The sequence below is a fragment of the Agilicoccus flavus genome (assembly GCF_014857905.1).
GTDB classification, from domain to species: domain Bacteria; phylum Actinomycetota; class Actinomycetes; order Actinomycetales; family Dermatophilaceae; genus Agilicoccus; species Agilicoccus flavus.
The window spans coordinates 23,102-34,601 of sequence record NZ_JACYXE010000009.1; the positions used below are offsets into that span (position 1 = coordinate 23,102).

General features: G+C 73.3%; 8 protein-coding genes. 2 read left to right on the plus strand and 6 right to left on the minus strand.

What is annotated here, in order from left to right; genetic code table 11:
• Positions 1-38: 38 nt before the first annotated feature.
• From ICW24_RS13565 to ICW24_RS13575, 3 genes are read right to left on the minus strand one after another with little or no spacing between them, the layout of a single operon-like run.
• Positions 39-764: a BPL-N domain-containing protein gene (locus ICW24_RS13565; protein ID WP_226346258.1), complete on the minus strand. Its 726-nt coding sequence runs from the start codon at positions 762-764 to the stop codon at positions 39-41.
• Positions 754-2,043 (minus strand): heparan-alpha-glucosaminide N-acetyltransferase domain-containing protein, encoded by a 1,290-nt coding sequence (locus ICW24_RS13570; protein WP_226346259.1) that lies wholly within the window; start codon positions 2,041-2,043, stop codon positions 754-756. Before ICW24_RS13570 ends, ICW24_RS13565 begins: the two co-directional genes overlap by 11 nt.
• Entirely contained in the window at positions 2,043-5,975 is a 3,933-nt protein-coding gene (locus tag ICW24_RS13575; RefSeq protein WP_226346260.1) for a Pls/PosA family non-ribosomal peptide synthetase, read from the minus strand. The genes ICW24_RS13570 and ICW24_RS13575 overlap by 1 nt, the downstream gene beginning before the upstream one ends.
• A 472-nt stretch (positions 5,976-6,447) precedes the next feature.
• Between ICW24_RS13575 and pepN the strand changes: the two genes are divergently transcribed.
• Entirely contained in the window at positions 6,448-8,853 is a 2,406-nt protein-coding gene (gene pepN, locus ICW24_RS13580) for an aminopeptidase N (protein ID WP_226346261.1), read from the plus strand.
• 13 nt (positions 8,854-8,866) lie between these two features.
• On the opposite strand, the gene ICW24_RS13585 is transcribed toward pepN, so the two are convergent.
• Positions 8,867-9,346: a MarR family winged helix-turn-helix transcriptional regulator gene (locus ICW24_RS13585; RefSeq protein WP_226346262.1), complete on the minus strand. Its 480-nt coding sequence runs from the start codon at positions 9,344-9,346 to the stop codon at positions 8,867-8,869.
• A gap of 119 nt (positions 9,347-9,465) precedes the next feature.
• Between ICW24_RS13585 and ICW24_RS13590 the strand changes: the two genes are divergently transcribed.
• Positions 9,466-10,029, plus strand: a complete 564-nt coding sequence (locus ICW24_RS13590) for a YceI family protein (protein WP_226346263.1) — start codon at positions 9,466-9,468, stop codon at positions 10,027-10,029.
• 70 nt (positions 10,030-10,099) lie between these two features.
• Here ICW24_RS13590 and ICW24_RS13595 read toward each other — a convergent pair whose 3' ends face one another.
• Both ICW24_RS13595 and ICW24_RS13600 read right to left on the minus strand, forming a co-directional pair.
• Positions 10,100-10,519 (minus strand): TraR/DksA family transcriptional regulator, encoded by a 420-nt coding sequence (locus tag ICW24_RS13595; RefSeq protein ID WP_226346264.1) that lies wholly within the window; start codon positions 10,517-10,519, stop codon positions 10,100-10,102.
• Entirely contained in the window at positions 10,491-11,474 is a 984-nt protein-coding gene (locus tag ICW24_RS13600; RefSeq protein WP_226346265.1) for an aldo/keto reductase, read from the minus strand. Before ICW24_RS13600 ends, ICW24_RS13595 begins: the two co-directional genes overlap by 29 nt.
• Between the last annotated feature and the right edge of the window lie 26 nt (positions 11,475-11,500).

Genomic DNA, 11,500 nt, shown 5'->3' on the forward strand with positions numbered 1-11,500 from the left:
ATCGACCCAGAACGGGCGGAGCGGACGGGAGCGGGCGGTCACCTCGCCAGGACGGTCGCGACGAGGTCGCGGGCGAGATCGGTCGCCGCGGGCTCGGGCGGGGTGAGCCCGGCGTCGTCGTACCAGTCGTCCGTGGCCTCCGGATGCGGACCGACCACCCCCACCGTTCCCGCTCCGAAGCCGCAGACGAGGGCCGCGACCTGCCCGTTGTCGTAGCGGGCGAGGACGTCGACACCCGACTCGTCGACGTCGAAGACCGGACCGTCCTGGAAGAACACCTGCCGGGGCACGCCGGCCCACGTCACGGTCACCAGGGCGTCGCCCTCGTGCCGGACGGTCGCCCCCGGCGAGGAGATGTACCGGTCGGTGTCACCCGGCAGCAGCCCGAAGCCGGGCGTCTTCCCCGCGAGGTACCCGCCCAGGCAGAACCCGAGGTAACGACCGCCGCCGCGGACGTACTCCCGCAGCAGGTCGGCGCCCCCGGCCAGGTGCGGCCACGCGTCGTCGAGATCGGGCCCGCCCGGCTGGGCGTAGACCCGGCAACCGCGCAGCGACTCCCGCGAGAGCCGGACCGGCTCGCGAGGACCGACGAACCGGGGACGGAGGCCGACCTCGGCGAGGCTGCGGGCCACGGCCTCCGGGCACCCGGGCAGGGCGGCGGGGCCGCGGTACACCAGCGCGTCGGCGGCCTTCTCGGGCCCCCGCCCGCGGGCCGAGCCGGCCCATCGACGCAGCGCGGCGAGGAACCCGACCTCAGCGGGCATGGCGCGGCACGTAGCGGGCCCGGCGGGCCCCCGGGGTGACGGCCTTCGTCAGGCGCCACATCATCCACTCGAGGGGGCCGCGGCGGAACCGGCGGTTCCAGACGAGCGCGAACGCCGTGAGAAGGAGGATCTGGGTGGCGAAGTGCCACTCGCCCGGGAGGTCGCCGAGCGGCTCGATGAGCAGCAGGTGCGCGCAGTAGAGCGTGAGCGTCATGCTCCCGGGGACGGCGAGCACCCGCAGCCTGGCACCGAAGGAGTGCGACAGCGCGAGCATGAGGCCCAGCACCAGCACAGCGAGCCCGATCGTGTGCAGCAGATCCAACGGCGTGGCCGTGTGCCGCGCGTCCACGGTGAGCCACCACCAGGAGTCGGTGGGCAGGGTGCCGTCCCCGCCCCACATCAAGGCGTCGGTGAAGTCGTCGAGACTCATGTGCCCCTGGACGTCCTGCGCGATGCGGCCCCAGACGTCGACGACCTCGACGAGGAACCAGGACAGGGCCGTGACGGCCACCGTGAGGGCGGCCCCACCCGCGACGAGGCGTGCGACGACCCGGCGCGACCCGAGCGCGGCACGGCCCAGGCCGAGCCCGACGGCCAGGTAGGCGATCCACGTGAGGGCCGGGTAGAACCCGCCGAGCGTGAGCGCCTCCAGCGACCCGAGAGGATCGGCGGCCACGGCCCCCAGGGTGAAGTTCGCGGCCGGCGGCGTGGTTCCGAGGGCCGCGCGGATCGCGTGCCCGACGACCGGGCCGAGCACCGCCCATCCCAGGCCGAACGCGAGGAGCGCGCGGGTCCGCAACGGCAGCAACAGGGTCGAGGCGATGAACAGGACGCCGTAGTAGGCGAGGATCACCTTGGCGTCGTCGGCCAGGACGACGGCACCGAGCAGCCCGCCGACGAGGATGAGTACGAGGCCTCGCACGACCGGACCGATGGCCGCCCGGGCCCACGCCGCCCCGCGCGGGGCGACGGTCCGCCCGCTGACGAAGGCCAGACCCACCCCACCGATCACGGCGAAGAGCGCTGCGGCGTTGCCGGACGCGAGCTGCCAGGCCGCGGTCACGTCGCCGTCGGCGGTATCGGGTGCGACGGTGTGCACGGCGACCATGCCGATGAGGGCGAGCCCGCGCGCGGCGTCGATCCCGATGAGACGCGAACCGGACGTGGACCGCTCGGGGGGATCGACCGCCTCGGTCACGCAGTCGTGCGGGATCGGCACGTCGGACCCGGCGTGCAGGGGCGCCTCGGTCCGCACCCCCGTCGTGGCGACCGTCGACATCAGCGACCTCCTGCGGTGGAGCGGGCGGACAGTTGGGCGGGGATGCCCGACCAGGCGGTGTCCGGAGGAAGGGACTCGCCCTTCATGACGAGGGTGAGCGGCGCGAGGTCCGCGCCCCGGCCGACGTGGGTGTCGTAGAGCACGACGGAACGGGTGCCGGTGCTGACGTCGTCGCCGACCTCGATCGTGCCCATCTTCATGACGCGGTCCTCGAACAGGTGCGTCTGGAGCGAGGTCTCGGGCCCGATGACCACGTCGTCGCCGAGGCGGACGAGGTCGAACTCGGTGAGGTAGGTGGTCTCGAGCAGGCTGCGCCGGCCGACGTGCACCCCGAACAGGCGCAGAACCGGCCCGAGCAGCGGGGTCCCGGTGAGGAGGCCGAGGAGAGCCGGCACCGCCGCGGCCTCGTACAGCCCGGTGACGAACTCGGTGCGGCGCACGAACCGGCTCCACAGGGGCTCCACGCGAGGCCGGTAGCGGCCGACGAGGATCCACTTGAGGGCGGCGACGACGAGGACGACGGTCAGGCCGAACACCATCGCGGCCGCCGGGACGGCGAACACCATCGCGAGGACCGGCGCGCCGAGCTCGCCGAGCACGGAGGCCACGTGCAGCGTCGCGAACAGCGACAGGGCCAGCAGCGAGGACGGCAGGCAGATGCGCAGGGCCTCGATGACGTACCGCTCGACGACGCGCGACCGCGCCGGACGGAACGTCTGTTCGTCGGTGTACTCGTCGAACACCTCCCGCTTGGGCAGGTAGATCGGCGGATTGCCCAGCCAGGACGTGCCGGCCCGCACCCCGCTCGTGGGCGGGACGGATCCCACCCCGAGGAGCGAGTTGTCGGCCAGGTGGCTGCCCGACGGCACGAAGGACGCGTTGCCGACGAACGACTGGCGTCCGACCACCGTGGGGCGGAACGCGACGTGCCCGTTGCAGTAGGTGGCGCTGCCGACGCTGGCCATGTCGGCGACGAACGATTCGTCACCGAGGGTGAGCAGGTCGGGATCGATGTTGGCGATCGTCGACACCTCGGCCCGGGTCCCGATGCGGGCGCCGAGGCGGCGCAGCCAGGGCGGGGTGTAGAGCGTCGAGTACAGCGTGTTCGTGAACTGCAGGCTCATCTCGAGCAGCTTGTCGGCGAACCACTTCTCGACCCCGAGACGGGAGCGCAGGTGATGGATGCCCACCGGCGTCCGCGGCAGGCCGAACCGGCGCAGGGCGAGGATGAGCAGGCACACGGACATGACGAACACCGGCCCGGTGAGGGCGGTGATGACGACCGCGACGAGCTCGGTGGAGGCGAGCAACGCCCACCAGACGAGGGCCACGACGGGCAACATGGCGGCGAGCGGCGCCAGCTCCAGGGCGACGAGACCGAGCGCGAAGCGCTCCTTGTGCGCGCGGTCCCAGTCGCGGGGAGCCTCGTCGCACGAGGCCATGATCTCGAGGATCGGCTCACCGACCGACGGCAGGCGCTTGGCCGGGGCCCCCTGCCACGCCTCGCGGGAGGGCAGCGCCGCGCCGGCGGCCAGCGAGGACTGCTCCCGCAGGAGGGCGCGCTCGCCCACCCGGCACGGGCCGGTGAGCACGCAGTTCGCGGCCACGGTAGCGGCGTCGTCGATGCGCACCCGGCCGATCCGGAGCACCCCGTCGTGCAGGGAGGCACCCGCGAGGTGGGTGGCGTATCCGACGGTGACGTCGTCCCCGAGGTCGACGAGCGTCGGCAGTGCCACCTTGGCGGTCCCGATGTGGCAGGCCTGGCCGATCCTCGCGCCGGCCAGGCGCAGGTAGCCGGGCGCGTAGGCCGACCCGGCCAGGTTGCTCATCGGCGACAGCTCCATCGCCTTCCCCACGAGCCAGACCCGCAGATGGACGAGACCGAAGAGGGGATGCTCGCCCTCCTGGAGGTCGCGCCCGGCGAGACGGGCCACCACCAGCGGGAGGAGCCAGCGCTCGGCGAGGTAGACGAGCGGGAAGGTGAGGACGATGCCCTGGAGCATGGCCGACGACGGCTGCCCGCCGTACCACCAGTACAGGAGGGCGAACGGCAGGGTCGCGATCGCGACGACGATGAAGACGACGGCGAGCTGGGCCGCGCCGAACGCCGCCACCCGTCCGGTGCTCGGACGCCGGGCGGCGCGGTCGACGGGCTGCGCGAGGGGGCCGTCGGGGGCCTCGGCGCTCGCGAACGCCGCGAGGTCGAGGTGCTCGGCGAGCGCGCGCACGCTGGGGTGGGCGTACAGGTCGACGACCGACATCGAGGCGGCCCGGGGGTCCTCCCGCAGCCGGGAGGTGGCGTTCGCAGCCGACAGGGAGTGACCGCCGAGATCGGCGAAGAAGTCGGCCGTGACCGAGAGGACGTCCTCGTCCACCCCGAAGACGGTGGCCCAGACCGACCGCACCCACGTCTCCATCGCCGTGTCCGGCGCCACCACGGCGCCGGTGCCACCGATGAGGCGGGGGGTCGTGGGGTCGGGCAGCGCCTTGCGGTCGACCTTGCCGCTGGGCAGCATCGGCGCCTCGTCGATCCGCTCCATGAAGGTCGGCACCATGTAGGCCGGCAGGCTCGTGCGCATCGCGGTGTGCACCCGCGCCAGCACGGCGTCGGGATTCTCGCCCGGGGAGACGACCACGTATCCCGCGAGTTCGTCGCCCTGCTCGGCCGAGCGTAGGTGCTTCACGGCGGCGGTCGGCACCGCCGGGTCGCGCATCATCACGCTCTCGATCTCGCCGAGATCCACCCGGTGCCCGCGGATCTTCACCTCGGCGTCGGCGCGGCCGAGGTAGACGATGTCGCCGTCCTCCTGGACGCGGGCGAGGTCGCCGGTGCGGTAGATGCGCCCGCCGTGCGGATCGGTGGGGTGCGCGATGAACTTGTCGGCGGTGAGATCGGGACGGTTGAGGTAGCCCCGGGCGACGCCGATGCCGCCGATGCACAGCTCACCGACCTCGCCGTCGGGGACGGGGTTCCGGTCATCGTCGAGGATGACGGCGGTGTACGTGGGCACGGGGACCCCGATCGTCACCGCACGACCGGGCAGCAGACGCGTCCACACGCAGGTGACGGTGGCCTCGGTCGGCCCGTACGTGTTGAGCATGCGACGCCCCGGCGCCCACCGCTCCACGAGCTCCGCGGGGCAGGCCTCCCCACCGACCATGAGCCCGCGGATCGACGGGATCGTCCGTTCGACGGTGGAGAGCACCGTGGGGACGCAGTACAGCAGCGAGATCGCCCGCTCCTCGAGGAAACGGGTCAGGCCCGCGCCCACCCGGCGTCCGTCGGTGGGGCCCGCGACGAGGGTGGCCCCCACGCACCACGTCGGCCACACCTCCTCGATCGCGAAGTCGAACGAGATGGTCATGCCCTGGTAGACCCGGTCGGAGGGCTGGACGTCGTACACCTCGCTGATGACCTGCAGGAAGTTGCAGATGCTCGACTGGGCGACGTCGACGCCCTTGGGTCGGCCGCTGGAGCCGGACGTGTAGATGATGTACGCCGTCGGGTCGCCCTCGACCGGCACCTGAGGGCGCGTCCCCGAGGACCGGCGGATGACCTCCAGCTCCTCGTCGAGGACGAGCATCCGGGCGTCGACGTCCTCGAGGCGGCCGGCGAGGTCGGCCGTCGTGATGACGATGTCGAGGCCGGAGTCGGAGGCGAAGTACTCGACCCGGTCCGCCGGCGACGCAGGATCGATCGGCACGAAGGCCGCGCCGGTCTTCTGCGCCCCGAGCAGGGCGACGTACATGAGGTAGCTCCGGTTGAAGAACAACCCCACCCGCGCCCCGACGGGCAGGCCGGCGGACAACAGGTGGTTGGCCAGGTGGTTCGCCTCGTCGTCGAGCTCGCGATAGGTGGCGGCGCCCCCCTCCCACTCCAGCGCGGTGGCATCGGGGCGCCGATCGCACGAGGCCTCGAAGTAGTGGTGCATCCGGGCCTGCAGAGGCGGTCCCCCGGGCCATTGCCCCGGGCGGTCCGACACGGTCCCGTCAGTCCGGGCGCGCAGGCCCTCCGTAGTCATGAGTGGCGTATCCCAACGTGTGAGGCGGTCGCAGCGGGCAGACCGGGCCGGCGTCGGGCGTGACGGCGGGCCGGAGCTGCGCGTCGGCGGCTCGCCCCCGTCCCCGGCCGGGCGGCGCACGCCACGCGCGTCATTCGGGTCATCCGTTCAGAACGGACGTCCAGAATGTACGAACAGTAACGCAACACAGGCGAAATCACCCCTCCGCGTGCGGCCCGGGGCGCGGGCGACCCGCTCTCACGTCGGGCGATGCCCTCACGCCGTCGTCTCGACTGACGAGACACAGGGGGGTCGGGACGGGTGGCGGGTGGGGCGCGTGGCGACCCCTACGCGCCTCCCGCGGGCCCGAGCGGGCGGAGGGCACACCTGCGAGACTGGGCCGATGCCCTCGCTGACCTGGACCGAGGCGGTCGAGCGCGCTCGCCTGCTCACCGTCGATCGCTACGACGTCACCCTGGCGCTGGACGAGGGCGAGACGTATCGGTGCCGCACCGTCGTCACGTTCGACTGCGCCGAACCGGGGGCGACCAGCTTCGTCGAGCTCGCCGATCCCCTCACGCTCGAGGCCACCCTCAACGGCACCCCGGTCGCCCACGCCGACGGGCGCATCGCCCTGCCGGACCTGGCGGCGAGCAGCGAGCTCGTCGTCGAGGCGAGCATGCCGACGGTGACGAACGGCGACGGGATGCACCGCTTCGTCGACACCGACGGCCGCACGTACGTGTCGGCCTACACCGGGATGGACATCGCCTCCCGCGTGTTCCCGTGCTTCGACCAGCCCGACCTCAAGGCCCGGATCGCCCTGGCGGTCACCGCGCCGGACGGCTGGACCGTCCTCGCCCACGGCACCCCGACCCGCGAGGCCGGCGCGTGGTGTTTCCCGACGACCCCGCCGATCTCGACGTACCTGTTCGTCGTGTGCGCCGGGCCGTGGCACTCGCGCACGTGGGAGCACGCCGGCCTGCCGTTCGGGTGGCACGCCCGGGCCGCGAAGGCGGCGGACCTCGACCGCGACCTCCCCGAGCTGCGGCGCATGACGGAGGCGTTCTTCGACCACTACACGACGTTCTTCACGCCGCCCTACCCGTTCGCGAGCTACCACCAGGTGCTCGTGCCGGGCCACAACTGGGGCGCCCTCGAGACGCCCGGCGCCGTCACCTTCCGGGACGAGCTCCTCCCCCGCGCCGCTCCCACCGCCCTCGAACAGCAGGGGCTCGCCGACACCATCGCCCACGAGATGGCGCACATGTGGTTCGGCGACCTCGTGACGATGCGCTGGTGGCAGGACAGCTGGCTCAACGAGTCGTTCGCCGACTTCATGGGCTACGAGGTCGCGGGGCGGGCCGGGGGCTTCACCGACGCGTGGAGCGAGTGCGCACTGCTGCGCAAGCCCACCGGCTACCGCGCCGACGAGCGTCGCTCGACGCACCCGATCGCCGAGGACGCCGCCGCACTCGTCGACGTCGACACGGCGTTCTCGAACTTCGACATGATCACGTACGCGAAGGGCAACGCCGTGCTCCGGCAGCTCGGCACGTGGCTGGGGCGGGAGACCTTCCTCGCGGGCACGAACGCGTACCTGTCGGCGCATGCGTTCGGCAACGCCGACCTCGCCGACTTCCTCGCGGCGATGGACTCCGTGAGCGACCGCGACGTGCGCGGCTGGGCTCAGCGCTGGCTGCGGACGACGGGCTTCGACACGATCCGGGTGACACGCGAGGGCGACGTCCCGGTGCTGACCAGGTTCGGGAGCCGGCCGCACCGGTTCACCGTCGCCGGCCTCGGGCCCGGGGGCGACCTCGTCGCGACCCGGCTCGTCGACCTCGACGACGACCCGGTGAGGCTGCCCGAGTTCGCCGGCCTCGCCGTCCTGCCCAACGCGGGCGACGAGACGTTCGCGCGGGTGCGCCTCGACGAGGCGAGCCGGTCCGGCATCGCGTCGTCGCTGTCGGGCATCGCCGACCCGCTGACGCGGGCGGTGGCGTGGCACACGGCCGCCGACATGGTCGGCACCGGCGACCTCACCGTCTCCGCCGCGTTCGACCTGCTCGAACGCCACCTGGGCCCCGAGCGCAACGAGGTGATCCTCGAGGGGGTGCTGCGCACGTTCGGGCGCCTGCGCGGCTCACTCGTCTGCGACCCGGCGGACCTCCCGCGCGCGCAGTCCGTCCTCGCGGCCACGGCCGCCCGGCTCGCCGACGGGGTGCCCGGTGCCGCCCGGGCGGCCCGGGAGGTGCTCGCCGCGAACACCGCGGACGTCGCCGCGCTGCGGGCGCTCCTTGCCGACGGCTCGACCGAGCCCTCGCTGCGCTGGACCGCCGTCGGCCGGCTCGTCGCTCTCGGGGAGGATCCGGGCCTTGTCGAGGACGAGGCCCGGCGGGACGGCAGCGACGCCGGGCGGCTCGCCGCGATCACCGCCCGCGCGATGATCCCGACGCCGGCCGCGAAGACCGCGGCGTGGTCGCTGCTGGTGGACGGCACCCCGTCGAACCGGGAGTGGTCGGCGGGCTCCGCCGGGTTCTGGACCCCCGGTCAGGACGAGCTGACCGGGGACTACATCGGGCGTTACCTGGAGCGGGCGCCCGGCATCGCGGCCGAGCGCGGCCAGGGGTTCGCGCGGCTCGTCGGGGCGAGCGGACCGGTCCTGCCGTTGCCGACCGGGCGGCTGCGGGGATTGCGTGACGGCCTCGCCGCGGCCCTCGCGGGCGACCTGCCCCCCGTCCTGCGCCGCCAGTGGGACGACCTGCTCGACGACACCGACCGCGCGTTGGCGGTCCGGGCGGGCTGACGCCCGCCCGTCATCAACGATCGACGGGGTCCTTCTCGCGGGAGAGCGCCTCGGAGATGTCCGCCAGGGCGGCGTCGAAGGCCTCGAGCCGCTCGGCGTCGAGGGCGTCGAAGACGAGTCGACGCACCGCGCGGGCGTGCGCCGGCGCGGCCGCCTCGATGGCGGCCCGACCCGCGTCGGTGACGTGCACGAAGGCACCGCGCCGGTCCTCGGCGCATCCCCGGCGCCGCACGAGGCCGCGATTCTCCATGCGCGTCACCTGATGGGACACGCGGGAGCGCTCCCACCCGGTCGCCTGGGCGAGGTCCCCGACGCGCAGCCGCCCGTCCGGCGACTCGGTGAGGCCCACGAGCACCTCGAAGTCGGGCAGCGACAACCCGGACCCGGCCTGCAGGTCCCGCGCGAGCGCGGCCGGCAGGAGCCGTTCCACGGTCAGCCACCGGCGCCACGTGCGCTGCTGGGAGTCGCTGAGCCAGGGGTCCTCGGTGTCCATGTCGTCATCCTAGCCGATAGTTGACACGTCACTCAAAACGTGTGCATCCTGCTGGTGACGCATCACGCAGATCGCCCGGACCGCCGTCCGACGATCGACCCGACCAGAAGGAGTCAGACATGACCACCGCCACCGCCCCCCGCACGCTGTCCGACCTCGCCGGCAGGTACGCCATCGACCCGGCCCACAGCCGCGTCGGCTTCGTCGCCCGCCACGCGATGGTGACCAAGGTCCGCGGCGCCTTCAACGACGTCGAGGGCACCGCGACCGTCGGCGCCGACCTCGCTGACGCCCGGGTCGACGTGACGATCCGCACCGCGAGCCTCGACACCCGCAACGAGCAGCGCGACGGCCATGTGAAGAGCGGCGACTTCCTCGCGGTCGAGGAGTACCCGACCATCACGTTCGTCTCGACGTCGGTCCGCGCCACGTCCGAGTCGGATCTGGAGATCACCGGCGACCTCACCATCAAGGGCGTGACGAAGAGCGTCACCGTGCCCTTCGAGTTCGCCGGCGGCGCGCTCGACCCGTTCGGCAACGAGCGCATCGGCTTCGACGGCGGCCTGAGCATCAACCGCAGCGACTTCGGCATCACGTGGAACGCGGCCCTCGAGACCGGCGGCGTCCTCGTCAGCGACAAGATCACGCTCGAGTTCGAGATCTCGGCGATCAAGACCGCCTGAACCACACACCACGACGCGTGAGGGGCGGCCCCGGATCTCGGGGCCGCCCCTCACGCGTCCGGCGGCGGGGTCAGCGCGCCGCGGTCCGCCCGGCGCAGTCGACGCAGCGCGTCGTGGCCGGGCGCACCGCCAGCCGCTCCGCCGGGATCGGCCGCCCGCAGTCCTCGCAGGCGCCGTCCCACCCCTGCTCGAGCCGGGTGAGGGCGGCGTCGACGTCGGCGATCGCGCGCCTCGCCTCGTCGGCCGAGGCGCTCGCCTGCGCCCGGTCCCACGCGATGGTCTGGCCCTCCGGATCGTGCTCGTCGTCGGCGTTCGCATCCACCGCGCCCTCGACGATGCGCGCGACGGTCTCCTCCGACGCGGCGAGGCGGACGAGGGCGTCGGCGCGGCGGGCGAGCAGCGCCTCGCGGTGGGTCCGGGGCGTGGTCGTGCCCTCGGACGCGTCCGGTCCGCGGCCGGCGTCAGGCCCGGGGCGTGGCGAACGTGTCATACCCGTGCCCCGAGCCGCGCGGCACGATCTCGTCGAGCTCGGCGAGGTCCTCCTCGCTCGGCTCCCACTCCAGGGCGGCCGCGTTGAGCGCCACCTGCTCCGGGCGGGACACCCCCGCGATGACGGAGGAGACCGTCGGTTGGGCGGCCAGGCCGGCGATCGCCACGTGCAGCAGCTCGACGCCGCGGGCCTCGGCGAACCCGGCGAGGGCCTCGACGACGTCCCAGTCGGCGCCCGCCAGGCGCGACGCCTGGCTCGACTGCGCGAGGCGGCTGCCCTCCGGCGCGTCCTGCCCACGGCGGTACTTGCCCGTGAGAAGGCCGTACGCGAGCGGGAAGTAGGGCAGCACCCCCACCCCGAGATGCTCGCAGGCCGGCACGAGGTCGGTCTCCGCCGAGCGGTTGTACAGCGAGTACTCGTTCTGCGCCGAGACGAACGCCTGCACGCCGAGCGACTCCGCGAGCCGGTTCGCGTCGACGACCTCCCAGGCGCGCAGGTTGGAGCAGCCGACGTAGCGGACCTTGCCTTCGCGGACGAGGTCGTCGAGCGTCGTCAACGTCTCCTCCATCGGCGTGTTCCGGTCGGGGGTGTGCAACTGGTAGAGGTCGATCCAGTCGGTGTCGAGGCGGCGCAGGCTCGCCTCCACCGCCCGGCGGATGTAGCGCCGGGATCCGCGCCGGTCGAAGTCGGGCCCGTTCAGGCCCTCGAGATCCATGCCGAACTTCGTCGCGACCACGACCTCGTCGCGGCGCCCCCGCAGCGCGCGACCCAGCAGCGTCTCGCTCTCGCCGCGCGTGTACGTGTCGGCGGTGTCGAAGAACGTGACCCCGTGCTCGAGCGCGGCGTCGACGATCCGGACCACCTCGTCGGCGTCGGTCCGCGCGCCGAAGGCGTTGCACCCGATGCCGAGGGCCGAGACCGCCAGACCGCTGTTCCCCACGGAGACATTGCGCATGTGCCGACCCTACGACCCGTCGTTCG